This window comes from Acinetobacter sp., assembly GCF_036666595.1.
Lineage (GTDB): Bacteria > Pseudomonadota > Gammaproteobacteria > Pseudomonadales > Moraxellaceae > Acinetobacter.
In genome coordinates this window covers 210135-235727 of the sequence record NZ_JAVWVO010000003.1, presented here as the reverse complement: position 1 = coordinate 235727, position 25593 = coordinate 210135, and the positions used below count along the sequence as shown (strand labels likewise).

Annotated in this window: 21 protein-coding genes and 6 tRNA genes; 18 read left to right on the top strand and 9 right to left on the bottom strand. The window is 41.4% G+C overall.

Annotation, left to right across the window (positions count from 1 at the left end):
• Positions 1-38: 38 nt before the first annotated feature.
• The 4 genes from RR876_RS06325 (at position 39) to RR876_RS06310 (ending at position 5218) form a co-directional block, all read left to right on the top strand.
• Positions 39-1925, top strand: coding sequence for a M48 family metalloprotease (locus RR876_RS06325; RefSeq protein ID WP_332476864.1), 1887 nt, complete (start codon positions 39-41; stop codon positions 1923-1925).
• Positions 1926-2057: 132 nt separating this feature from the next.
• Positions 2058-2708 (top strand): hypothetical protein, encoded by a 651-nt coding sequence (locus RR876_RS06320; protein WP_332476863.1) that lies wholly within the window; start codon positions 2058-2060, stop codon positions 2706-2708.
• Positions 2709-2725: 17 nt separating this feature from the next.
• On the top strand, positions 2726-3694 hold the full coding sequence (locus tag RR876_RS06315; protein WP_332476862.1) for a D-glycerate dehydrogenase: 969 nt from the start codon (positions 2726-2728) through the stop codon (positions 3692-3694).
• A gap of 84 nt (positions 3695-3778) precedes the next feature.
• The gene (locus RR876_RS06310) at positions 3779-5218 is read left to right on the top strand and encodes a M48 family metalloprotease (RefSeq protein WP_332476861.1); all 1440 of its coding nucleotides are present in this window, start codon (positions 3779-3781) and stop codon (positions 5216-5218) included.
• 167 nt (positions 5219-5385) lie between these two features.
• On the opposite strand, the gene RR876_RS06305 is transcribed toward RR876_RS06310, so the two are convergent.
• Complete coding sequence (locus tag RR876_RS06305; protein WP_004982206.1) at positions 5386-5832, bottom strand: GatB/YqeY domain-containing protein; 447 nt, start codon at positions 5830-5832, stop codon at positions 5386-5388.
• Positions 5833-5865: 33 nt separating this feature from the next.
• Positions 5866-6081 (bottom strand): 30S ribosomal protein S21, encoded by a 216-nt coding sequence (gene rpsU / locus RR876_RS06300; RefSeq protein ID WP_001136722.1) that lies wholly within the window; start codon positions 6079-6081, stop codon positions 5866-5868.
• A gap of 145 nt (positions 6082-6226) precedes the next feature.
• Between rpsU and tsaD the strand changes: the two genes are divergently transcribed.
• A complete protein-coding gene (gene tsaD, locus RR876_RS06295; protein ID WP_332476859.1) occupies positions 6227-7243 on the top strand; it encodes a tRNA (adenosine(37)-N6)-threonylcarbamoyltransferase complex transferase subunit TsaD in 1017 nt (338 codons plus the stop codon).
• A gap of 549 nt (positions 7244-7792) precedes the next feature.
• Complete coding sequence (locus RR876_RS06290; protein ID WP_010327090.1) at positions 7793-8461, top strand: isochorismatase family protein; 669 nt, start codon at positions 7793-7795, stop codon at positions 8459-8461.
• Between the two features lie 163 nt (positions 8462-8624).
• On the opposite strand, the gene RR876_RS06285 is transcribed toward RR876_RS06290, so the two are convergent.
• The gene (locus RR876_RS06285) at positions 8625-9497 is read right to left on the bottom strand and encodes an ATP-binding protein (protein ID WP_332476858.1); all 873 of its coding nucleotides are present in this window, start codon (positions 9495-9497) and stop codon (positions 8625-8627) included.
• Positions 9498-9701: 204 nt separating this feature from the next.
• Here RR876_RS06285 and RR876_RS06280 point away from each other — a divergent pair, with 204 nt between their 5' ends.
• The 8 genes from RR876_RS06280 (at position 9702) to RR876_RS06245 (ending at position 12932) form a co-directional block, all read left to right on the top strand.
• Complete coding sequence (locus tag RR876_RS06280; protein WP_332476857.1) at positions 9702-11213, top strand: DUF3336 domain-containing protein; 1512 nt, start codon at positions 9702-9704, stop codon at positions 11211-11213.
• Positions 11188-12012 carry a protein kinase gene (locus RR876_RS06275; RefSeq protein WP_332476856.1) on the top strand — a complete coding sequence of 275 codons (825 nt, stop codon included), beginning with the start codon at positions 11188-11190 and terminating at the stop codon, positions 12010-12012. Before RR876_RS06280 ends, RR876_RS06275 begins: the two co-directional genes overlap by 26 nt.
• A gap of 107 nt (positions 12013-12119) precedes the next feature.
• A tRNA-Leu gene (locus tag RR876_RS06270) sits at positions 12120-12204 on the top strand.
• A 35-nt stretch (positions 12205-12239) separates the two neighbouring features.
• A tRNA-Trp gene (locus RR876_RS06265) sits at positions 12240-12313 on the top strand.
• 33 nt (positions 12314-12346) lie between these two features.
• Positions 12347-12431 (top strand) — tRNA-Leu (locus RR876_RS06260).
• 189 nt (positions 12432-12620) lie between these two features.
• Positions 12621-12705 (top strand) — tRNA-Leu (locus RR876_RS06255).
• Positions 12706-12740: 35 nt separating this feature from the next.
• Positions 12741-12814 (top strand) — tRNA-Trp (locus RR876_RS06250).
• Between the two features lie 33 nt (positions 12815-12847).
• A tRNA-Leu gene (locus tag RR876_RS06245) sits at positions 12848-12932 on the top strand.
• Between the two features lie 130 nt (positions 12933-13062).
• On the opposite strand, the gene RR876_RS06240 is transcribed toward RR876_RS06245, so the two are convergent.
• From RR876_RS06240 to ahpC, 3 genes are all read right to left on the bottom strand, one after another.
• On the bottom strand, positions 13063-13266 hold the full coding sequence (locus RR876_RS06240; RefSeq protein ID WP_004696295.1) for a hypothetical protein: 204 nt from the start codon (positions 13264-13266) through the stop codon (positions 13063-13065).
• Between the two features lie 496 nt (positions 13267-13762).
• Complete coding sequence (gloB, locus tag RR876_RS06235) at positions 13763-14494, bottom strand: hydroxyacylglutathione hydrolase (protein WP_332476855.1); 732 nt, start codon at positions 14492-14494, stop codon at positions 13763-13765.
• Positions 14495-14698: 204 nt separating this feature from the next.
• Entirely contained in the window at positions 14699-15262 is a 564-nt protein-coding gene (ahpC, locus tag RR876_RS06230) for an alkyl hydroperoxide reductase subunit C (protein ID WP_004982189.1), read from the bottom strand.
• Positions 15263-15606: 344 nt separating this feature from the next.
• On the opposite strand from ahpC, the gene hrpA reads away from it, so the two are divergent.
• From hrpA to RR876_RS06215, 3 genes are read left to right on the top strand one after another with little or no spacing between them, the layout of a single operon-like run.
• Positions 15607-19524, top strand: coding sequence for an ATP-dependent RNA helicase HrpA (hrpA, locus tag RR876_RS06225; RefSeq protein ID WP_332476852.1), 3918 nt, complete (start codon positions 15607-15609; stop codon positions 19522-19524).
• 30 nt (positions 19525-19554) lie between these two features.
• Entirely contained in the window at positions 19555-20667 is a 1113-nt protein-coding gene (locus RR876_RS06220; RefSeq protein WP_332476851.1) for a beta-ketoacyl-ACP synthase III, read from the top strand.
• 6 nt (positions 20668-20673) lie between these two features.
• Entirely contained in the window at positions 20674-21447 is a 774-nt protein-coding gene (locus RR876_RS06215; RefSeq protein WP_332476850.1) for a 1-acyl-sn-glycerol-3-phosphate acyltransferase, read from the top strand.
• A 23-nt stretch (positions 21448-21470) separates the two neighbouring features.
• On the opposite strand, the gene RR876_RS06210 is transcribed toward RR876_RS06215, so the two are convergent.
• The 3 genes from RR876_RS06210 to RR876_RS06200 form a co-directional block, all read right to left on the bottom strand.
• Positions 21471-21749 carry a hypothetical protein gene (locus RR876_RS06210; protein WP_332476849.1) on the bottom strand — a complete coding sequence of 93 codons (279 nt, stop codon included), beginning with the start codon at positions 21747-21749 and terminating at the stop codon, positions 21471-21473.
• 269 nt (positions 21750-22018) lie between these two features.
• Complete coding sequence (locus RR876_RS06205) at positions 22019-23014, bottom strand: ABC transporter substrate-binding protein (RefSeq protein ID WP_332637065.1); 996 nt, start codon at positions 23012-23014, stop codon at positions 22019-22021.
• Between the two features lie 3 nt (positions 23015-23017).
• Positions 23018-23605, bottom strand: coding sequence for an ANTAR domain-containing protein (locus RR876_RS06200; RefSeq protein WP_004696311.1), 588 nt, complete (start codon positions 23603-23605; stop codon positions 23018-23020).
• Between the two features lie 621 nt (positions 23606-24226).
• Here RR876_RS06200 and RR876_RS06195 point away from each other — a divergent pair.
• Entirely contained in the window at positions 24227-25576 is a 1350-nt protein-coding gene (locus RR876_RS06195; RefSeq protein WP_332476847.1) for an MFS transporter, read from the top strand.
• The last annotated feature ends 17 nt before the right edge of the window (positions 25577-25593 follow it).

Genomic DNA, 25593 nt, shown 5'->3' with positions numbered 1-25593 from the left:
ATGGATTGATTCAAACAATGTAAGAAAAGGGATTTACATTGAAGGGTGTAAGCTATTCAATCATAAAGAATAAAAACATGTTGTGGTCTGCAAGTATCTGCTTGCTTGCGGTGCTTTTGTCGCTATTTATTTTAAATACTGTGGCTGGACTGCTGGTTTTTTATTTTGATTCGAGTCAAAGCATTTTTTGGCATAGCTTGAGTATTTATATCATTGGTTTATTGTTCCTGATTATGGGCTATTCCGTGGTATATGAGCTGTATGTGTTCCGTTCAGGTGGACACAGTCTGGCCAAGCAACTACGTGCACGACGTTTAAGTTTGATTGAAAGTACACCAGAAGAAAGTATTGCACTGAAAATTACAGAAAAACTAGCGGATACTTTTTTAATTGAAACGCCTGCTGTGTATGTTTTGCCCGATGAGGTGGGGGTGAATGCCTTAACCGCTGGTTTTTATCCTAAAGATATTGCGATTATTTTAACGTGGGGCGCCCTGCAAAATCTCGATGAACTTGAGCTGACGGGGTTATTGAATCATGAGTTTAATCAAATTTTATCGGGTGAAACCGCTGAAAATACACGGCTAAAAATTTTATATAGTGCACTTACGACCTTCAGTCAGTGGGGCAGTAAAATTGCTAAATTAGGCTTTTCAACCCATCATAAAAAGTCGCAAAGTTTTGAAACCACTTTTGTTGCAACAGGTGGTTTGATTTGGTTGGTCGGAAGTTTGGGGGTGCTGGTTACCCGCTGTATTAAATTTCTGACGTTGGGAGGGCGTACTTTAAAAAATGATATGAAAACACGCCGCCTGATGCAAAATGATGCCAATATTCAAACCCTGATGCGTATCTATGTGCATCACGCAGGTTCACAAATTCACAGCGAATATTCTGAGTCGATTGCACACATGTGTTTTGCCAACTCATTAAGTGCGCAAAGTTGGATGAATATTCATCCAAGCATTGAAGAGCGTATTTATGAAATGAATCCGAATTTGGTTCAAGACATACAGTTGGAAAACCTAGAAAAACTGCGCAACCGTCCGCTATTTGGTTTGTTTCGTTCTTTAGAAGAGCAGTACGCGGATTTCCAAGCCCCTTGGACTTCACCACAACCTTTGCCTTTATTACGACTGTCTCCGATTAGTTTTGCCATTAAAGATGCGATTAAACCGCTCAACCCTGAAGTACGTGCGCATATTGAACGTCCAGAGCTCATTCAGCGTGCTTTACAGACCGCAACAGGTTCACGCGAGCTGATGGTCGCGATTCTCATGATTCGTCAATTCCGTGAGTTTATTCCTGCTGAGGCTGAAGTCAGCCGTGCTATTGTTGATTCATTGTTAAATCTAGATGGTCGTGTTCATATTTCAATTTTCCATGAGGCATGCCGAAATATTGGTGGCATGCCAGCGACAATTGCACGTCAGTTTCTATTAAAGTTGGCGAGGATTATTCAGGAAGATGGAGAAATTGGACTGTTGGATGCGCTGTTACTCGAAAGAGTTAAGTTTGAGCTGAATTTGTTGCCTGTGCATACACCTGCGGCCCTAGATGAAGTTAAACCGCAGATTGTGCGTTTAATTGATGCTTTGTTACATGTGCAACAAATCAATAGTGAAACACAGTTGGAAGTACGAGAGAAAATTTTACGTCGAGTTTTAACTGTGCAAGAGTTGGAGCAGTATGCGGAAATTTCAGATGAGCCGATTGATTTGGCCGAAATTTTAAATGATATGGCGGGGCTACTGCTGCGAGATCGTTTGAGTATTTTGGGGGTGGCTGAAATTTGTCTATGGAATGACCGCATTATTACCCAAGATGAGCAGGATGTTTTGGAGTTGCTTTATTGGCGTCTCGGTTTTGATAGTGAAGAGATCGTTGAGCAAATGCAAAAGAAGAATCGCTTGATGATCGTTTAATTGGGTGGTGAATTTGACGTTGAGCCTGTTCTTGATGTTTGTCTAGTGTCTATACGAATAAAATGTGAAAAGAACAGCATCTCTAGGCATTTCTCGATAGAATATGCACTGAATGAAGTGTGAAGGTAAAAGATGATCGGGCATCAGCGTGAGGTTTTGGCGAGTTTAGGAATTGATTTGTGGGTTCCTGATTTTTTGCCGTCTCAACAAAATGTAGCCACATCGATCTGGCGAGATCAAAGCACGACAGAGATCATTTCTGAAATTGTGCGACCTCAGTCTCAGCCCGAAGCCAAAAGTATTCCTGAACATCCACCTGCACAGCATAAGCTTCCACATCCTGCGCCTCCTGCTGAAATCGTGGCACAACCGATTAAGCAAGAAGTTGTTGCAATATTAAAAGAGGAGATTGTCCGAGAGGCAATCCATGTTGAGGCTTTTCAGTTGCAAGCTGTTGCCTTGGAGCACTGCGCCTTGGTGATTGGAGCGACACAATTGAGCGTGGAGCAGCAACAGCTGTGGCAAAATATTGTGCAAGCTTTACCTGCGCAAAAGTATGCGCTGAATTGGCCTTTTCCTTTGTTGAACTTACAAGATGGGCGTGGTGTTCAGAGTTATATTCAAGGTTTCTTTGATGGTTTAAGTCAGGGTAAAACTGTTATTGCATTGGGCTCTATACCAAATGCTAATGGTATAAAAGTCACACAAGCAGCAAGCTTACAAGAAATGCTTGATCAGCCATTACTTAAAAAAGCCCTGTGGCACATGATGCGAGCAAAATAACAAACTATGGAATAGATATGAAGCAGAAGGTCGTTGTTTTTAGTCAAATAGATACAGAAGTATTACATCGCCTAGAGCAGCGTTATCATGTGGTGGTCATCAACCCGAAAGCAGGTGATGTAAATACGCAAATCCGTGAGCAAGTTGCGGATGCGGATGCCATGATTGGTGCAGGGCGTTTACTGAATCAAAACAACCTAGAAACTGCGAAACAGCTCAAAATTATATCTAGTGTTAGTGTTGGCTATGACAACTATGATCTGAACTACTTAAACCAAGCAAAAATTTGGCTCAGCCACACCCCTCATGTGTTGACTGAAACGACTGCTGATTTGGCCTTTACGTTGTTGATGAGTGCGGCGCGTCAAGTGCCTTATTTGGATCAATGGACCAAAACAGGTCAGTGGTCGCGTACTGTCGGACAGGCACAATTTGGTCAGGAAATTTTTGGTCAAACATTGGGTATTATTGGTTTGGGGAATATTGGTGCGGCAATTGCGCGACGTGGTTTTCATGGTTTCAATATGAATATTTTGTATCACGGGCGTCGAGAAAAATTAGAATTGGCACAACCCTTAAATGCACGTTTTTGCGAATTAGATGAGCTGCTGGAGCAATCGGACTTCGTTGTTGTGGCGGTTGATCTAAACGCGCACACGCAGCATTTAATTGATGCGGAAGCTTTTAAGAAAATGCAATCGCATGCAGTTTTTGTAAATATTTCGCGTGGTGCTGTGGTGGATGAACAAGCACTTATTCAGGCCTTGGAGCAAAAGCAAATTTTTGCAGCTGGGCTGGATGTTTATGAAAAAGAACCCTTGCAAGATTCGGCACTGTTCCAACTACATAATGTGGTGACGTTGCCGCATATTGGTTCTGGAACCTCCGTAACACGTAAAAAAATGGCAGAGTTGGCTTACCAGAACTTGGTGAAAGCGTTGGAAGGTGGTCAGCCTCAATATGTGGTGAATCCTGAATTTAGATAAAAATTTGATAACACTTCATTGCATTTTCATTCAATTATCAATGTTATAGTCATTCGATTCCTTTAAATAAAGTCGGGGTGAGGGTTGAAGCGTTTTCTGTGTGCGTGCAGTTTAAGTCTTATTTCGACTGTTGGTTTTGCAGAAGGTCAATTTCTTACAAATGCCCCACAGTTCAATGTGCCCGAAATTGGTTCAGGTATAGGTTTTATTGATCAATATAATGAGCGCTATATTGGTGAAAAAGTTTATCGTGAAGTACAGCGTCAGCTACCTGTTACGCAAAATCCGTGGCTAGAAGATCAACTGATGAATGCTTTTTCAAGCATTTTGAGTCAAACTCAGCTTGGTCAACCGATTGGTCTGGTGGTTATTAATGACCCGCAAATTAATGCCTTTGCAGTCCCGGGTGGTTTGTTTGCATTAAATGCTGGTTTGATTACCAATGCCAATAATATGGATGAAGTTGCTGGCGTAATGGCGCACGAAATTGCCCACGTCACACAGCGTCATTACAGTCGCTCACAAGAGGCGTTTAAGGGGCAGGGGTTACTCGCGCTGGCAGGGATTTTGGTTGGTGCTTTGGTTGCGTCTCAAGCCGATGGTGATGTCGGTTCTGCAGTCATGGTTGGTACGCAAGCCGCACTCATGGACAAGCAGCTGTCTTATAGTCGTAACCAAGAGCGTGAAGCTGACCGTATAGGGATGCAGTACATGTATAGTGCTGGTTATAACCCACAAAGTATGGCTGATTTTTTTGAAGTAATGCACCGTGCAACCAGTCGAGTGAGTTTTTTACCTGACTTTTGGTTTACACACCCACTCACGACTGAGCGGATGAGTGAGGCGAGGCTTAGAGCGAATCAGTTGCCTAAAGTGGAATCTACTTGGCGTGATGAAGACTTTGAGATCTTGAAGCTGTATACCATGGTGATCTCGAATCAGGCGACAGAACAGCAACTACAGATGTTGGTGAGTCGTAACAGCTATGCAGCACAACTGGCTTTGGCCAGTTTTTACCTCAAACAAGGTGACTATAAACTTGCTCAACAGGTGTTAGATCAGGCCAAGTCACATCAGAAATTACATAATTTACAAACCTTAATTCAAACTGATATCTTGCTTGGACAAAATCGGGTGAATGAGGCTTTAGCAGTGATTCAATCGCCTGCGAGTATCATGCCTGAAAATCGGGCTTTAAATTATAAGTTGGCTGAAGTTTACATTCGTCAGAATCGACCTGAGCTTGCGCAGCCTGTACTCAATCGGTTTTTGAAAAATAATCCGCGTGATGTGAATGCGTGGAGACTGATGCAGCAAGCAGCGAGTTTGGATAAAAAGTCGCCAATCCATACCATTAATGTTTTGCGCTATCGGGCTGAAGTGCAGTTTTGGTCAGGCTTTGAAGAAGAGGCGATTAAATCTTTGTTACATGCCCAGCGTTTAGCGAAAGATAATGAAGCGATGTCAGCGACTATTAAAACGCGATTAACCCAAATGCAAAAGGATCGACAATTTAGAGCTTAGAAAAGTGGTATTGCAAATAGAGGGATAAAACAGAGATGAGTCAGGATCTATGTTAAAGCTAAGAATGAATAGATAAAATAAGAAGAAGAGTAATTTTTATAGAAACTAAAACTTTGAACTGCCTTTTTTAAGGTCAGTTCAACGTAATCGATTTAAAGATTTTTAAATTAAGCCAGTTTTGCTTTAATTTTTGCTGAAACTTGAGAAGGATCGGCGCGCCCGGCTATGAGCGGACGCAGAGAATTCATCACCTTACCCATATCTTTCATGCTAGTAGCTTCTTGCGCTGCAATCGTTTGCGCAATCATGGAATCAAGTTCTTCCTCAGTCATAGCTTCTGGTAGAAATTGAGATAAAACCTCAAGTTCGGCTTGTTCCTTACTAGCTAAATCTTCTCGACCAGCGCCTTCAAAGGCTTTGATCGATTCTTTACGTTGTTTAATTTGTTTTTCAATGACCGCAAGAACTTGAGCGTCGTCAAGTTCTTTGCGCTCATCGACTTCGATTTGCTTAATTGCCGCCTGTAGACCACGAATTACCGTTAACTTATCCATTTCTTTAGCACGCATAGTGGCTTTCAAAACTTCAGTTATTTGGCTTTTTAAAGTAGTCATTATTTAGTCCAGGCAGTCAATCACAAATTAATCTTAGTAAAGGCGAGTAGTACGTACTGATTCACGCGCCAATTTCTTTTGGTAGCGTTTAACAGCAGCAGCTTTTTTGCGCTTACGTTCTTGAGTTGGTTTCTCGTAGAATTCGCGCTTACGTACGTCAGCTAAAACGCCCGCTTTTTCGCATGAACGTTTGAAACGACGGATAGCTACGTCTACTGGTTCGCCTTCTTTCAATTTAACTTGTGGCATGAAGAATCCTCATTAAGTTATGGATAAGATCTGGGCGATATTGCCCTGATCACAAGTGAAGGTCAGTATTTTACTCATTTACATCTCATACCACAAGTCTATAATGGTTCACGCAATAGATTTGATACAGGTTATAGGCAGTTTAATGATCGTTTTAGGCTTAGAAACATCTTGTGATGAAACAGGACTTGCCCTTTATGACAGCGAGTCGGGTTTACGTGGGCAAGTGCTGTACAGCCAAATTAAACTGCATGCAGAGTATGGTGGTGTGGTGCCGGAGTTGGCATCGCGTGACCATGTGCGTAAGCTGATTCCATTGATGAATCAACTGCTTGAAGAAAGTGGTGTAAAAAAATCTGAAATTGATGCCGTGGCATATACGCGTGGCCCAGGTTTGATGGGTGCGCTGATGACAGGCGCGCTGTTTGGTCGAACTTTGGCCTTTGCTTTAAATAAACCTGCAATTGGTGTGCATCATATGGAAGGGCATATGTTGGCACCACTTTTATCGGAAACGCCGCCAGAATTTCCTTTTGTAGCACTTTTGGTCTCAGGCGGACATTCTCAACTGATGGCTGCCTATGGGATTGGACAGTATGAATTGTTGGGGGAGTCGATTGATGATGCTGCAGGTGAAGCCTTTGATAAGGTTGCGAAAATGATGGGATTACCGTATCCAGGTGGTCCAAATATTTCAAAACTGGCTGAGCAAGGTGATCCGAATGCCTTTGCTTTCCCACGCCCAATGCTGCATCAAGGTTTGGAGTTTTCATTTAGTGGTTTAAAAACAGCCGTATCTGTGCAAATGAAAAAATTAGGTGATGAAAACCGTGATGCGGATATTGCAGCGAGTTTTCAAGAAGCCATCGTGGATACCTTAGTTAAAAAATCTGTGAAAGCGTTGAAGCAAACAGGTTTAAAACGTTTAGTGATCGCTGGTGGTGTCAGTGCCAATAAACGTTTACGTGAGCGTTTAGAAGTAGATTTAACCAAGATTCGTGCTCAGGTTTACTATGCCGAACCTGCACTTTGTACGGACAATGGCGCTATGATTGCTTTTGCTGGTTATCAGCGGTTAAAAGCAGGGCAGCATGACGGTTTGGCTGTAACGACAACACCTCGCTGGCCAATGACTGAGTTGACCAATCCCAGTGAAGTCTAAGACTTTCATTTGATAAGCTTAAAGCCCGACTAAATGTTGGGCTTTTTTACATTTAGGTCTTTCCAAAGGGCTGTTAAAAATGCGCTGCTTAGACTTTAAGAATATTTTTTGACTCACTTAAATGTAGCTTAGCATCAAGTTAAAAGTATTTACCCATAGGTTTATCCATAGAAATTGGGGATAAGTATGGAATGTGTAATTTTAGATGACTCATGAAATGTTGAAACTATAAAAACCTATAAATTAAATTGGAAGTCTATTTTTTATTTGGTTTTAAATATTTGATTAATATGTTTAATTTAATAATCTTTGTAAGATTTTATGAGTGCTCATTAATAAGTGTATAACCATGAATTGCAATTACAAGTCGTAACATGATTTAGCTTTCTGAGCGCAAAATTATTCATTAGTTTATATGAAAGGCAGATATAGATTTTCTTAAAAAATATCTTGGTCGTATAAATCTCAAAGCTATGACGGTCTGTCTTAGGAACTTTCATTACAACAATGGAAGTACATAATTAGAAGAAAATTTTAGAGGTGTTACCCATGGCGGCTACTAATGGAATGCTAGACCCTGATGATTCGATAATTCTACTGATTGACCATCAAAGTGGACTTTTTAATACCGTACGCGATGTACCTGTACCCGACTTACGTAATTATGTGATTGCAATTGCAAAAGCAGCAACTTTATTAAATATACCTGTAATTACTACAGCTTCTGTACCTGACGGCCCAAATGGTCCTCTAATCCCTGAAATTCACCACTTTGCTCCGCACGCAGTTTATGTACCACGGACTGGACAAATTAATACTTGGGACAATCCCTTATTTGTAGATGAAGTTAAAAAAACGGGTAGGAAGACACTGATTATTGCTGGAACGCTGACCAGTGTATGTATGACATTTCCTGCTGTAAGTGCACGTAAAGAAGGTTATAACGTCTATTGTGTTGTGGATGCATCAGGTAACTGGAGCAAATTAGCCACAGATACATCGATTGCTCGTGTGACTCAAGCGGGCGCAATTCCAACCGATACTTTTGCGATTGTGGCTGAGTTAATGCGTACTTGGAATCGTCCTGAAGGCTCCCGTTTTGCCGAAATTCTTTCAGATCATGTCTGCCCTGAATATAAATGCTTAATGGAGAGTTATGCAAAAGCGCAAGCTGTGGTCAAAGATGGGCCAGAAACAAACTTAGATAAATATCAATAATCAGATCAAACTTCTTTGAACAAATATTCATCCCTCATTTTTTCAAAGAAATAACCCAAATTCTAATGCGGAATTTGGGTTATTTCTTTGATCAGTCTGAACTATTAAATATAAAAATAATTAAACTAAAATAGATACTTAAGCGCCGATCAGTATTTTTATCCTAAAGCTGTTTTAATTGTTGTGAACCGACCCAGTGTTTAGAAAATTGATACGCTGCACGGCCAGAGCGTTGTCCACGCGCCTGACACCAACGAAGCGCTTCGGCTCGTACCATATCGTCCATGGCGATTTGAGCTTTTGCTAAGTAGTGCTGCACAATGTCCAAATATAAGTTTTGATCCATTGGATAAAAAGACAGCCATAATCCAAAACGATCGGAGAGTGAAATTTTTTCTTCAATCGCTTCTTGTGGATGCAGTTCAGTGTACTGCGGTACATCGACCCGAGTCACTGGCGTGTTTTCATGCATAAACTCAGGCAGCAAATGACGACGGTTACTGGTGGCATAAATAATAAAATTACTTGAACCTGACTGCAAAGACCCATCCAGCACACTTTTTAAACTGCGATAATTTTCATCTTCGGCGTTAAAAGCCAAGTCATCACAATACACAATAAACTTTTCAGGGCGCTCTGCAATCAGCTTTTGAATTTCAGGTAGTTCGGATAAATCATCACGTTCAATTTCAATCAGCCTTAAGCCTTGATCTGCATATTCCGTTAATAAAGCACGAACAATAGAGGATTTACCTGTCCCGCGAGAGCCTGTAAGCAGGACGTCATTGGCAGGTAAACCATTGAGAAACTGTTCTGTATTTTGCAGTACTTTTTCTTTTTGACGCTCAATGCCTTTTAAATCATTTAATTCGATTCGTTTGAGCTGATGAATGGCTTTTAACTCGCTATTTTCCCATTTAAAGGCAATCGCTGAAAAATCAGGTGCTTGTTTAACTTCTGGTAGGCTTTGCTGTAGTTGTTGGAGTACAGTCGATAGTGCTTCTAAGATATTGTTCGGTAGGTCAATGGTCGCCATGATTAATCAGCTTATAATTACACTTGTCGTCGATCTTAACATCCGATTTAGTCGCATCAAACCCTTAAAGTGGTGCAGATTTGCCAATTTTAGGGTTGAAATGGCAATTGTAATGCTCACATAATTTACACATAGTCAGTTAGACTGGCGGATGAATGTGTCAGTGAAATTTTAGGAAAACAAAAAAAGTGGGTGAGGATGAATATGTTGTTTAAAGATTTCACACGGGAAATCAACCCGCACCAAGCCTATCGAATCAAAAAACTGAAAAACCAATTGGCTCAGGCAGACAACTATACTGAGTGGAAAAGTATTGCGCTTAGAATTGATGAAGAGTCAGGGGCGCAAGAGTGGAAGTATGATAACTGTTCACCTTATTTCGATGCAGAAGTCATTACTCATCGTTTAGGGTTGTTGAAGCGTTATCGCCAACAAAAGCGTACGACCGATTTAATGTACCTGCTACGTGAAGGTCTGAGTTATGACATTGCCAATATTGCTCACCCTATGTTGTTTACCGCAACCTATGTCGGCACCAAAAAAATTATTGAAGACTATATTGAAGAAGTCAGCCTAGGTTTAGCATTTGTAGCATCTACGGATTGCCAGTGTTTAGATAAACAGCAAAAAATTGAATTTTTTCAGCACTGCCAAAAAGCTTTTGGACAACCGGCCATGATGTTTTCAGGTGGTGCAACATTAGGACTGTTTCATACAGGTGTGTGCAAGGCTTTGCTTGAGCAAGACCTGATGCCGAAAGTACTGTCTGGTTCAAGTGCTGGCGCCATTATGACAGCGATGCTGGGGCGAGCAACGCCTGCAGAAATGCTAAGCATCTTAAATGGTGAAAACTTTTTCACCGACGCATTTCAGTTTCGTGGTTTTCGTGAGGTCTTAAAGGGCAATGGCGGCTTAGCGGATGTAAAACATCTAAAAAACTTTTTAATTGCAAATTTGGGTGACGTTACCTTTGAAGAGGCCTTTAAGCAGTCAGGCTTGTATAACAATATCGCGGTTGCGCCTTATGACGCCTCACAAAATCCGCGCATTATGAATACCTTTACTTCACCTGACTTGTTGGTGTGGAGTGCGGTGCTCGCGTCTTGTGCAGTGCCGATTCTATTTCCGCCAGTCAAGCTCACCAGTAAGCGACATGATGGCTTATATACTCCCTATATGTCTTCTACTCGTTGGGTTGATGGTAGTGTGCGTAGTGATTTCCCGCAGGAAAAAATGGCGCGTTTATACAACTTAAACTACACGATTGCCAGTCAAGTGAACCCGCATGTGGTGCCGTTTATGCAGTCAGATGAAGCGCGGTTTCGTAAAGATATGTTGAGCTGGCCTGAACGGATTGTACGCCGACAAGGCAAAGTGATTAGTAAAGGGGTGATGGACTTTGCCCGTGAGCGTGTGGGGATGATTCCACCGATCCGCCGTTTACTGGATCATGGTTATGGTGTGGTCGATCAGCGTTATTATGGCGATGTGAACATTGTAGGGAAATATGGCCTGCGCCATTATAGTTATATGCTGCAAAATCCAAGACCACACTTATTTAAACTCTTACAACGTGAAGGTGAACGTGCAACTTGGCCAAAAATCTCAATGATTGAAACACATGCTCGTGTAGGGAAAACCATTCAACATTGTTTAGAGGTCTTAACTGCATTGGATACGGCAGAGATGAATGAATCCGAATTCTTGGCAGTTTGATCGTCAAGAATTAAATGCTCTCGCGTTGTCGCTTCATACTCCGACTCAGCGTTTGGGTTGGGGGCGAAGGCTCTATCGCTTTGAAGTTGCAGGGCAGGGGTATTGGTTAAAGTATCAGTCGGTATCAGGGCATGCGGTGCTAATTAGCGGCTTTGACGCTGAGCTTAGTTTTTATCAACATGCACTTGCGATGTTGCAACTGCCAAAGTTCTTGCCTGAAGTTCAAATCCTTGAAAATTTTGAGTTTCACTCAGAACAGGTGAAAGCCGCACTCATCTTAAAAAATGTTCCATCATTACTTATGGTGAATTCCCGTCAGTTAAGTCGAGCTCATGTCATTCATATCATTTTTAAAATGCTGAATGCCGTTGAAGAATTACATCAGATGGGGTGGATTCATGCTGACTTAAAACCTTCGCATTTTTTGTTAGACGGTTCTACATGTAAATTAATTGATTTTGAGCAGAGCCAAAGAATTGGTGAAGCTGCGCGTCAAAAGGCTTTAACAGCGACACCACGCTATATGGCACCTGAGTTATTTCATGGTGAAGCAAAGACCGTACAAACAGACCTGTATGGACTCGGGATCATTCTACTTGAATGGTTGACTGATCAACGTTTGCAGGCAGTAAGCTACCAAGATTGGGCGTATTTACACTGTCAGTCTTTGAATATAGCGCTTCCAGAACCTTTTCAGGGTTTTAGTCCACTTTTACATGGACTTTTGGCCAAGCAAAAAAGCCAAAGATGGCAAAATATTATGGCTGCAAAACGATGCTTAATGACTGAAATTGAATAAGAAAAAGCCAAGTATAAAGTTTTTGTTTCTTATTTAATCAAATGAGTGTGTTTTTCTTAAAAATTGCTTGTCATGCGAAAATGATCCCTATAGTATACACAGCCATTGGGGACGTGGCGAAATTGGTAGACGCACTGGATTTAGGTTCCAGCGCCGCAAGGTGTGAGAGTTCGAGTCTCTCCGTCCCCACCATAAATCATTTGAATTAAGATGGTTTATAAGGCAATAGAGGATTGGTGTAATGGTAGCATGACGGTCTCCAAAACCGTTCGTCAAGGTTCGAGTCCTTGATCCTCTGCCAACTTAAAGTCTAACGCAAAGTTAGCACCCTGATGGGGACGTGGCGAAATTGGTAGACGCACTGGATTTAGGTTCCAGCGCCGCAAGGTGTGAGAGTTCGAGTCTCTCCGTCCCCACCATCAGTAATGAAGCAAGGTATTAAGCCTTGCTTTTTTATTGCCTAAAATTTAGTGAAGAACTGAATAGCCTATTTATACAGATAGCGCATAAAAATAGATTCAACTGCCGATTTTATGACAGAAAAGCGGGTGATTGCTTATAAAAGCGCTTGTCATATAGTGTCTATCGCTATAATATACACAGCCATTGGGGACGTGGCGAAATTGGTAGACGCACTGGATTTAGGTTCCAGCGCCGCAAGGTGTGAGAGTTCGAGTCTCTCCGTCCCCACCATAAATCATTTGAATTAAGATGGTTTATAAGGCAATAGAGGATTGGTGTAATGGTAGCATGACGGTCTCCAAAACCGTTCGTCAAGGTTCGAGTCCTTGATCCTCTGCCAACTTAAAGTCTAACGCAAAGTTAGCACCCTGATGGGGACGTGGCGAAATTGGTAGACGCACTGGATTTAGGTTCCAGCGCCGCAAGGTGTGAGAGTTCGAGTCTCTCCGTCCCCACCATCAGTAATGAAGCAAGGTATTAAGCCTTGCTTTTTTATTGCCTAAAATTTAATAGATGATTGATATATAAAAAAAGCCCCTTTAAGGGGCTAAATTTTGATTCATCACGCGAAGTAAGTATGGAGCAATTTTAGGCTTTCAAATGGTCTTCGAATTCTTCACCGAGCTGCATGGCTAAGTTATTGCCCGCTAGGTCGCAAGTCACCAGCCCATATTCTTTTTTAAAGCTAAAAGTAAAGCCACGGTTGTCTGCTAAGGTTTTAACTGAATAACCTAATTTCTCTAGCCAAATACGAAAGGCGATGAGGTTTTTTGCTTTCACTACTTTTTTCACGAGGATATTCCTTTTTCACTGATAAATTATTAATAGGGATATTTCACGCTTTTTTAAAGGGGATTTTTTTATATATTTTTGTTTTTGTCTCTTTTTAAAGCAATCTAAACTAAGGTGAAAGCGTGTATAAAGCATAAACGAGAGTCTTTCATTGTTTAAAATAATTTTATCATGATGAAAAATAATAATATTTTGAGATGAGTCTCAATACTTTAGAATTATGTGCATTCGTTGTAGAGAAATATTTTGTCGTAAATAGAAATGTAATGATTTTTTTCAAAGGCTGGATCTTTTGAGACAGTATTTTCAAACAGCCTTGCTCGTGATCATTTGATTCAGGCATTGTGTGGGTTGAAACTGCGTAGGTTGAAATTTTGAGAGCTCAAAGGTTAAGGGTAGAAGCTCCAACTGATCGTTTTAATTACCTCAAGTAAAGGAACATGTAGCATGAATGGGAGACTGCATTAGTTAGCAGTCTCTAGAAGGGGAAGACCAATTAAAATTGATCCTTCAGATCACGCAGTCGTTTAAACTCTTCCACATTTTCTGTACGTAAAAAAGGATTGGTTTCGAGTTCGATCTCAATACTGCTAGGAAGGGTACATTGACCCAAATAGCGCATGGTTTCCACACGGTCTAGGCGTTCTTGAATGACGATATTGTCTGGTTCAACATGGTTCGCAAACTTCGCGTTAGAGAGCGTGTATTCGTGAGTACAATAGACTTTGGTTTCGGCAGGCAAAGCCGCCAAACGGTTGAGCGAATGATACATCTGCTCATGTGTGCCTTCAAACACTCGCCCACAGCCCATAGCAAACAGGGTGTCACCGCAAAATAAAGTCTGGATGGATTCAATAAAGTACACAATATGGCCCAGTGTGTGGCCAGGAACTGCTAAAACGTCGACATGTAAATCATGAAATGAGAAATAGTCATCATCCATCAATGCATGGGTGATGAATGGAATTTTAGATAATTCCTCACGTGGCCCATACACAGGAATACTCCGACTTGCGATCAGGTCAGCGACACCGCCAATATGGTCTTTATGCCAATGAGTCAGCCAAATTTGAGCAATGCTTAAGCCATGTTCAGTGCAATAATCTTCAACTAATCCAGCCTCAGTTGGATCAACCACCACGACTTGCTTTGATGAGGTGTGTTCCAGTAGCCAAATATAGTTTTGGAGTTGGTTTTTCACATCAATCATATGAACTTGATAAGTCATTTTTCTTCTTCAAAGAGCTGCATGTATTCATTCTACTGTAGCGGGTACACGCACTGAATTCCAGTCATGAATCATGTACAGCGCATAAAGGTTAGCTCTTTCTTATTCAGGGTTTTTCTCTTTCTTGTCATATTGTGCTGTTATCTTGGCCATAAAAAACCACGCTAAAAAGCGTGGTTTTTTATGTGTTCAATCTAATTTAGATTAGATTTTACCTACTAGGTCGATTGAAGGAGCAAGAGTTGCTTCGCCTTCTTTCCATTTAGCTGGGCAAACTTCACCTGGGTGAGCGTGAACGTATTGAGCTGCTTTAACTTTACGAAGTAATTCTTGAGCATCACGACCAATACCACCAGCGTTGATTTCAACGATCTGGATTTTACCTTCTGGATCGATTACGAAAGTACCACGGTCAGCAAGACCAGCAGCTTCGATTAGAACGTCGAAGTTTTTAGAAAGAGTCCAAGTTGGGTCGCCGATTAATGGGTATTGGATTTTACCAATAACTTCAGAAGTGTCGTGCCAAGCTTTGTGAGTGAAGTGAGTGTCAGTAGAAACACCGTAGATTTCCACGCCTAATTTTTGGAATTCAGCGTAGTTGTCAGCAAGGTCACCAAGTTCAGTTGGGCAAACGAAAGTGAAGTCAGCTGGGTAGAAGAATACTACAGACCATTTGCCTTTAAGATCTGCTTCAGTTACGTCAACAAATTGACCGTTGTGATATGCAGTAGCTGCGAATGGTTTTACTTCAGTATTAATCAAGCTCATCATTGTCTCCATGATTGGGGTTTGTATTTAATGTTGAATAGGGTATCGAAATTTTTGTTATTGCTGAAACAGTATTTTTACATTACAAGAATCGGAAAAACCGAATCTGACTCCAGACTATTTCAGCGAATGTGATCATTCTGTTCATTTAGCATGATAAATATGATGACCAAATGACAAAATCATCTATTCCGCAACTCGTCTACAGACATGATGTCCCTAGGCTTAAAATTCAAGGGGATATTTGAAAAAAAGTTAAAATTAAAAAATTATGCTGTACTTTCGCTTCGCTGTATTACCACGTAAACTAAGCGATTGATGTTTTTGATGTAGGTGTTTTTTCTGTGCAGCGTCCTTTAAATATAGAGCAATTGGTGATGGTCAAAGACCGTCATCGTTTAAACCGACTCAAAAAAGGAAAAGATGCCAACGAAAAGCAATATCAAGCATTATTTGAGCAGTCGCATTTAAAAGTTTTAGAGCGTATTGAACGCATTCCGAATATTAAACTGAATCAAGATTTACCTGTTACGCAGTATGCAGATAAGTTAATTGATGCCATTCAAGAGCATCAAGTGATTATCGTTGCAGGGGAAACAGGTTCAGGTAAAACCACACAGCTACCGCAAATTGCGATGTTGGCGGGTCGGGGTTTAACCGGTCTGATTGGTCATACACAGCCACGTCGTTTGGCTGCACGTAGTGTGTCCCAGCGTATTGCTGAAGAAGTTGGTGAGAAACTTGGCGAGTCAATTTCCTTTAAAGTTCGTTTTAATGAACAAGGATCGCAGGATTCTATTGTCCGTTTAATGACGGATGGTATTTTGCTGGCAGAACTGACCAATGACCGTTATCTCAATAAATATGACACCATTATTATCGATGAAGCGCATGAACGTTCGCTCAATATTGACTTTATCATGGGGTATCTCAAACAGCTTTTGCCTCGCCGTAAAGATTTAAAAGTCATCATCACTTCGGCAACTTTAGATGTAAACCGTTTTAGTCAGTACTTTAACAAAGCGCCTATTTTTGAAGTAGAAGGTCGTAGTTTTCCAGTCGAGCTGCGTTACCGTCCTGTGTCTGAAATGAGCATTGTTGGTAGTGATGATGATGAGTTTGATGACTTTGAAGAAAACTTGCCTCGTGCTGTCGTACAAGCTGTGGAGGAGTGTTTTCGGGATGCACAAGAAAAAGGCCATCCTGAACATGCAGATACTCTTATTTTTGCCAGTACTGAACAAGAGATTCGAGAGCTACAAGAAACTTTGCAAAAGCATGGGCCTCGACATACCGAAGTTCTGACTTTATACGCACGTTTGGCTTTGGCGGAACAACAAAAAATCTTTAATCCATCGGGTGGCGGGCGACGCATTATTATTGCCACCAACGTTGCAGAAACAGCGTTGACTGTACCCAATATTCGTTATGTGATTGACAGTGGTTTTGCGCGTATTTCTCGCTATAACTATCGTTCACGCGTACAGCGTTTACCGATTGAAGCAGTTTCTCAGGCCGCAGCAAATCAGCGTAAAGGTCGTTGTGGTCGTATTGCTCCAGGTGTATGTATTCGTTTGTATTCTGAGGAAGACTTTCAAAGTCGCCCAGAGTTTACTGAACCCGAAATTAAGCGAACGAACTTAGCTTCAGTGATTTTACAGATGCAAAGTTTAGGGCTGGGTGCTTTAGAAGATTTTGATTTTATTGAGCCGCCAGATCATCGCTTAGTCAACGATGGTCGTAAGTTGTTGGTTGAACTTGGGGCAATGTCTGATAAGAATCCGCCAAAAGTTACAGATGAAAAGCAGTCCGTAACATCTTCTTCTGTAGGTAAAGGAGGCGTACAAGGTGGACTAACTAAGATTGGGCAACAAATGGCCAAAATGCCAATTGATCCACGTTTGGCCCGTATGATTTTGGGTGGGGCACATTTTGGAGTGTTGAATGAAGTCTTGGTGATTGTTGCCGCTTTGGCAGTACAAGACCCACGTGAACGCCCTGCGGATAAACAAATGCAGGCAGATCAAAAACATGCGTTGTTCCGTGAAGCCGACTCTGACTTTTTATTTTATATCAAACTTTGGGAAGCACTGGTTGCCAACCGGGATATGAGTGAAAACAAACGTCGTACTTTTGCGCGTAATCACTTTTTAAGCTGGTTGCGTTTACGTGAATGGAAGAAAACTCATGAGCAATTGGTCGATTTGGCAAAAGGCTTAAAGCTGTCTTTTAATGAGAAAAAAGCCAGTTATGAAAATTTACACCGTGCGCTTTTAACAGGTCTACTATCTTTTATTGCCAATAAAACCGATGAACGCAATGTGTTTATGGCGGTGCGTCAGCAAAAGGCCCGCATTTTTCCAGCATCTACTTTACATAAGACCAATACGCCTTGGGTCATGGCTTTTGAGATGGTAGAAACCTCTCAGGTCTACATTCGTACACTAGCAAAAATTGAACCTGAGTGGATTTTGCTTGCAGCAGGTGATTTGCTGAAGCACCACTATTTTGAGCCGCACTGGTCGAAAAAAGCAGGTGTGGTCAATGCCTATGACCAAATTTCATTGTTTGGCTTAATTATTGAGCCGAAACGTCAAATCAACTATGAAAAAGTCGACCATGTTGCAGCACATGAAATTTTCCTTCGAGATGCACTGACGACAGGACATTTAGGCATTACGCCACCATTTTTAAAACACAACCTGCTTAAACTTGAAGAAGTAGAGCGGGTCGAAGATAAGCTACGCCGTCGTGATTTGGTGGTGGATGAAGAAACCATTTACCAGTTTTATGCGGCTAAAGTTCCTGAAGAAGTCGCAAGCCGTCGTAGTTTTGAAGACTGGCGCGCAACGGTTGAACCGCAAAACCCACGTTATTTATTTATAGATGATGATGCGCTGTGGATGAACGACCGTCCAACCACACAGCAATTTCCCGATTTTTTACGCAATGGCGAACTGCGCCTAGCAGCCAGTTACCGTTTTGATCCAAGCCATGATGAAGATGGTGCAACAGTAAAAATTCCGTTGCAAGCCTTGCCTCAGGTGGATGAAAACTTGTGGTCTTGGGGTATTCCCGGTTGGCGTCAGGATTTAATGGAAGCCTTACTCAAAGCACTGCCTAAAGATAAACGTCGTCACTTGGTGCCTATCCCTGATACGGCTGCAAAGCTAATGGCGAAAGTAGATGCGATGCATTTGCAACAGCATATTTTTAGTTTTTTAGCCTTCCAGTTACGTGGCGAACAAATCACTGAAAAAGACTTTAGCTTTGAGCGGATTGAACAATATTTATTGCCATTGATTAAAGTCATTGACGACAAAGGCCGTGTGATTGAACAAGGTCGTGATTTATCTGAGTTAAAAGCGCGCTGCAGAACAGAGACTCATAGTCCAGTCAAACAGCTCAAAGGTGAGTTCCAGTCTTTTCCTGAAAATTTTGTGTTTGAAGCGTCACAAAAAGTCACGGGCGTGGTGGTGAAGCAGTATCAAGCTTTGGTCCCAACCAAGACATTTGCAGCATTGGAACAAAAGGATGAGTCTGGTGTGGTGATTCAGACCTTTAATGATCAAGCTGAGGCAACTAAACAGCACCGCGAGGGTGTACTTCGTTTGGTGCATATACAACTGGGTGATTTGGTCCGTCAGTTAAAAAAACAAATTTCCAAACCTTTGGCATTGGCGTATTCACCTTTGGGCGATAAGGCGCAGCTGGAGCAAATGTTAGTTTATGCCACACTGCAAATGTCGATCAATGAACTGCCTGTTAATGCACAAGAGTTTGAAAACTTGGTTGCAAATGTCAAAAAAACTTTTCTGACCCATGGGCAAAAAGCACTGGCAGATGTGACAGAGATCTATATTCAATGGCAGGATATACGTCGAAAGTTGTTGGTCTTAGATGATGCTGTGTTTGGGAAAAATATTGATGATGTTGAAGATCAGCTAGATTTGATGTGCTTATCAAATTTTGTTTATGTGAAATCTTCCGATATTTGGCTTGAATTTCCTCGATATTTGAAAGCATTGGTCTTGCGTTTGGAGCGCCTGCCCAATAACCTACAGAGGGATAATTCTGCCATTGATCAAGTTGACCCGTGGATGGAAAAATTATTTAAGTTTAAAAATGACACTCGCCTTAAAGAATTGTATTTCATGGTTGAGGAGTTTCGGATTTCTTTATTCTCTCAACCGATGAAGACAAAGATGCCCATTTCTCCGACTCGCTTGCAAAAAGTATGGGAAAAGCTTGGAATCAGTTAAGATATAGGTAATTTAAAGAAGGAGTTTTACATGGGCATCCGCATTACAGGTACGGGTCTTTATCATCCTGAAGACATCATTACCAATGAAGAGTTAGTTGAAAGTTTAAATGCTTATGTGGAACAGTATAACCTAGACAATGCTGACAAAATTGCTTCGGGCGAGTCGGAAGCCCGTCGTGGGTCAAGCGCAGAGTTTATTGAAAAAGCGTCTGGTGTAAAACGTCGTTATGTGGTTGAGAAAACAGGGATCTTAGATCCGAAGCGTTTACGTCCATTGTTACATGAACGTTCAAATGATGAACTCTCGATTCAAGCCGAATGGGGTGTGATCGCTGCAAAACAAGCGATGGAAAATGCAGGCGTGACTGCTGAAGATATCGATGTCGTAATTTTATCGTGCTCTAATTTACAGCGTGCTTATCCTGCTGTTGCAATTGAAATCCAAACAGCATTGGGTATTCAAGGCTATGCCTACGACATGAACGTGGCATGTTCGGCCGCAACCTTTGGCATTAAACAAGCCTATGATGCGATCAAAGCGGGCGGACGCCGTGTATTATTGGTGAATGTAGAAATCACCTCTGGTCATACCGACTACCGTTCACGTGATTGCCACTTTATCTTTGGTGATGTTGCAACGGCTTCAATCATTGAAGAAACCGACAGCAAAACTGGTTTTGAAATTGAAGACATTAACTTATTCACCCAGTTCTCAAACAACATCCGCAATAACTTTGGTTTCCTAAACTTAAGTGAAGTCGATGCAGACATTGAAAATAATCGTTTCGCTCAAGACGGTCGTAAAGTGTTCAAAGAAGTTTGTCCACTGGTTGCCAAAATGATTACAGCGCAACTTGAGAAAAACAACATTGCACCGACTGATGTGAAGCGTTTCTGGTTACACCAAGCCAATGCCAGCATGAATGAGCTGATTCTGAAATTGGTCGTAGGCAAAGAAAATGCTCAGCCTGATTTAGTGCCGATCATTTTAGATGAGTTTGCAAATACCTCTTCAGCAGGTGTCATTATTGCGTTGCACCGCACAGCAGACCAAGTCAATAACGGTGAATACGGTGTCTTGTGTTCATTCGGCGCAGGTTACTCTGTTGGAGCTGTGCTTGTGAAAAAACACGTCGCATAAGCCCGTATGTTGCAGGTTGAGCATGATGCAAAATGGATTAAACGTCTGAGTGCTTTATCCAAAGTTTATTTCACACCGACATTTATCGGTGCTGAACAGTTAGATGCATCACAACCTGCAATGTATGTAGGAAATCATTCTATGTATGGTGTGCTTGATTCACCTATGTTGATTGATTATCTCTACAATGAGCATCAAGTGGCTGTGGTCAGTATTGCTGATCATAGCCATTTTTATTTGCCACTGTGGCGCAGTGTGGTGAAAAAATTCGGTGCGGTTGATGGCGTTCCAGCCTATGTACGTGAAGCCATGCAACAAGGCTATTCCATTTTGGTTTTTCCTGGTGGCGGACGCGAAGTTCTAAAACGTGAGGGCGAACAGTATCAACTGATTTGGAAACAGCGCTACGGCTTTTTAAAGCTCGCTCAAGAATTTGGCTATGACATCGTGCCGTTTGCCGCGTTAGGCGGAGATGAAGTCTTTGATATTGGTTTTGATGCTAATAAAGTTGTTCAGCACCAATATTTTCAAAAGTTGCTACAAGTGCCGCAGTTAAATCGCTTACTGCGTAAAGGGGAGGTGATCCCATCTTTGCCGAAACATTTGATTCCGAAACGCTTGCCCTTTTATTTTAAGTTTATGCCTAAACAAAGTTTGATGCATATTGAAAACTTAGAACAGTTACAGCAGTTCCGAGACCTGATTGCAGCAGAAATTTATACCGGGCTTGCAGACTTAAGAGTATTGCGTCAACAGCAACATGGTGACCGATTTGATTGAGCATTTATAGGCGTAAAATCAGCTTAGTTGTTCTGTAAATCTTTCAACAAATGTGCAATTTTTAAAGTATGGGTCTTATTCCCTTTGATTTCCATAACCTTATTTTCCACCCACCATAAATATTCAAAAATTTCAGTTTCACTGGCTTGTTCACAAATGAACCGAAATAAATTGGGTAAGTATTCCTCATATTCATCTTGTAGTGCAGGATTACGATAGATCCGCAGTGGATCCCAGTCTTTAATCAGTATTTTGTTAATCGCATGTAATAAAGAAACATGTCGATTTTCCTCGGTAAACATAATACACCCCGCTGTCCTTGGGTTGGTTTGACGTTTAAAAAGAAGTTGTGATGAAGATTATTTATCTATTGTTTTCATGTTTTAAAAGATCTTAGCGTGCTTTTCGCATGAGTAAATAGCGCGCTCAGATAAATGGAAGCTAAAGAAAAATGCCCAATAAAGTGGCAGTAAAGTTAGATCACAGATTTACTTCAAAATATTATTCAGAATAAATGTTTAAAAATAGTGCGTAATTACGTATTAAGTAACATATAGTAATAATTTAAAAATCAAGTATTTGTTTGAAGGACGCAATTTTCACTAATACTGCGAATTTTATCACTATCTAAATTTACATCATCCCATTTTTGCATTTGCTGTGTGAGCCAAACAAAATCTGAAACTTGAGGCTGGGTTTGTTCGGGAATAAAACCACGAATGATATTCTGAATCAGGTGATATTTTTCGACGTGAACACTTGCTGAACATGCAAAGCGAATGATGTTGTAATCGACCAAGACTTGCCAAACAGGTTCAAGATCCTGCATTTGTTTAAGTTCAACTTGTGCTTTTTGGATGGCTTGGACGAGGGCTGCAAGCGTATTGGGATTAGACATAGCCCATTCTTGAGTGACAGCCAGCACTTTGTCTGCGACTCGAGGAATAATGTCTGAGCCAGTCGCAATGATTTGGCTATAGCCTTGAATTTCCGCTTGTGTGTTCCAAGGTTCCCCAACACAAAAACCATCGATCAATTGATTTGAAATGGCTTCCACCATATAGGGTGGCGGTAAAGTGCGTAAATGTACGCGTTTGGCAAATTCAGGATTGGCCAACGCCAACCACTCACGTAAACAATAATGATGAATAGACTGCTTAAACACATGGGCAATCGGAAGATACTGTTCATGCTGCATGGCGCTAAAAAATTTCTGTGCAGTGGTAGCTGCATCGTCAGTTTTTTTGATATCGAGCGCATAGCATAGTTTTTGGCTTAAGCTGATAAAAGCACTGTTGTAGCTTAATACGAGAGGGGTTTGTAGCGGAATACCGAGTTGATCTTGAGCGAGTGCGGCAGCAGGCAACATGGCAGATAAGGAATGTGCTGCGTCTAGAAAACCAAAAGCCAAACGATCTCTTAAACTTGCCCAAGACGCTTCTTTGACTAAGCTCACGTCTAAGCCCACGTCCTCAAAAAAACCACGTTGCTTAGCCCACAGTAAAACAACACAGTCTAAAAGTGGAATATAGCCCAGATGAAGTTGTGACTTTTCGAGTTGAGCCATGACTTAGTCCTTGAGTTGAGATTGTAAAAGCTGTTGAGCATCCAACAGACGTCTTGCCATTTCACCGATGGTCATACGGTGGCTCATGGCATTTTTACGCAGCAATTGAAAGGCATCGTCTTCAGATAGTCCATGTAATTGCATCAGTAAGACTTTCGCACGCTCTACGTCTTTACGATCGGCGAGTTTATTTTTGGTGTCTTGTAAGTCTGTGAGCAACTTTTTGTGTTTACGAAACTGTTCGATCGAGATTTCTAAAATATTTTCTAACTTTGAAGGATCTATCCCATCCACAATGTAAGCTGTCACTCCAGCATCTATGGCACTTTTAATGGTGTCTTTATGGCTATTTTTAGTAAATAAAACAGTGGGTAGATTAAATTGGCTTACACAGCTTTCAATAATGTCACGTTGCGGATGGTCCATATCTAACAAAATGACATCAGCACTTAATTGTTCAAGACGGCTAATATTGATGTGATCGATAATCAGGCAGGCAACCACATCGAAATCATGTTCGATGAGGGAACTTCGAATATATTGTGCGCGTTCTTGATTGTCATCAATCAATGCAATTTTCAGTTTAGGCATACTGTACGGTGCTCAGGAAAACCTGAAAAATGAGATCTAAAAGTGTGCAAGCAATTTAAATGCCAAACTTAATAAATTCCAGCTTTATCTCGAATCAGGCAGTCAATCTTTATGGTCGCGATTACAGATGAAGTATGCATGTTGCATATGTTGTGATCGAAGTTTTAATGAAAGAGTTTACGGAGATGGATTCAGTAAATTGAAGTGGTGATATTCTCGGTAGACTTGTACATAAAGGGAAAATTTCTAGATGTCGTGCTTAGAACAAAGCAATGTCGTTTATTTGAGACAGTAGATAAAACAGATGCTCAGCGATAACGCAAAATGCACCAAGAGATAGCAAGGTTGTGAAAAGTCGAAAAAAATAGCTGTTGTGCTTTAAAAATAAAAAGAGCTATTTATATCGAAGTATAAGATTTTATTTTGAATAAAATAATAAAAAACAACAGATTAAGATTAAATTATAAATATTGGCACACTCGTTGCATTATCCCTAATGAGTCAAAGACGACTCTAAATCAAATTTGTAAGACGGCCAACGACGTCCGTTCTGATCGCTTCTACATCGCAAGTGTTTGTGCTGTAGAAAAACTATACGCTCAGTTCAGTCTGGAGAAGGTTATGTCTTCAAATTTACATGCTAAAAAAGCAACAAAAATAAGTCTTTTCAGTTTTAACGGTGCAGCAATGAGAGCCTTCCATATGAGTTGGCTCGCCTTTTTTGTCTGCTTCTTTGCTTGGTTCGCTTGTGCACCGTTAATGCCTGTGATTGCAGGTGAATTTCATTTAACCAAAGATCAAATTGCCAATATTAATATTGCGGCCGTAGCCATCACCATTCTGGTTCGTCTTATTGTGGGGCCGCTGTGTGATAAATACGGCCCGCGTAAAACCTATACCGCACTTCTAGTACTCGGCAGCATTCCAGTCTTTGGAGTCGCGTCTGCAAATAGCTATGAATCTTTCTTGTTCTTCCGTCTATTGATTGGTGCGATTGGGGCAAGCTTTGTTATCACTCAATATCATACCAGCATAATGTTTGCGCCAAACGTAGTCGGGACTGCAAACGCAGCGACGGCAGGTTGGGGAAATGCAGGCGGTGGTGCAACACAAGTGCTCATGCCATTAATGCTCGGTGCCTTGGTGATGTTTGGTGTAGAGCAAGCGATGGGCTGGAGAATTGCACTGATCGTTCCGGGTGTCTTGATGCTGATCGTGGGTTTGATGTATTGGAAATTTACTCAAGATTGTCCACAAGGCAACTTCAAAGAACTTCGTGCAGAGGGCGTCAGTGTTGGTTCAGATAAAAAAGGTGGTGTAGCGATTCTGATGCATGCTGCGAAAAACTACCGTGTTTGGATTCTATTTGGTGCCTATGCCGCGTGTTTCGGAATCGAAATCTTTATTCACAACATTGTCGCGATGTACTACGTCGACCATTTTAGCTTTGGTTTAAAAGAAGCGGGACTGGCGGCAGGTATTTTCGGTTTACTGGCGCTGTTTGCTCGTGCTCTGGGTGGCATTGTGTCAGACAAAGTCGCAACCAAAAAAGGGCTTGATGGTCGTACCAAAGTGTTGTTTGGCATGATTTTGCTGGAAGGTCTCTTCCTCGTCCTATTCTCTCAAATGAATACCCCTATCTTTGCGATTCTCGCAATGACAGTCTTTGCATTGTTCACACACATGGCATGTGGTGCAACTTATGCCTTGGTACCTTTCATTGACCGCGATGCCTTAGGCGGTGTGGCAGGCATCATTGGTGCAGGGGGTAACGTTGGTGCAGTGGCAGCAGGTTTCCTACTCAAAGGTATGTTGGATATTCAAACTACATTAATGATTTTAGGTGGCTTGGTGGTCATCGCTGCAAGTTTTGTTCTTATGATTCGGTTCTCTGTTGAGCATAAAGAAAAGGAACAGCGCTTATTCGAACAAGCAGTACATGATCGTAGCATTGCTGAAGCGCAAAACTAAATAAAGAGATTAAACCC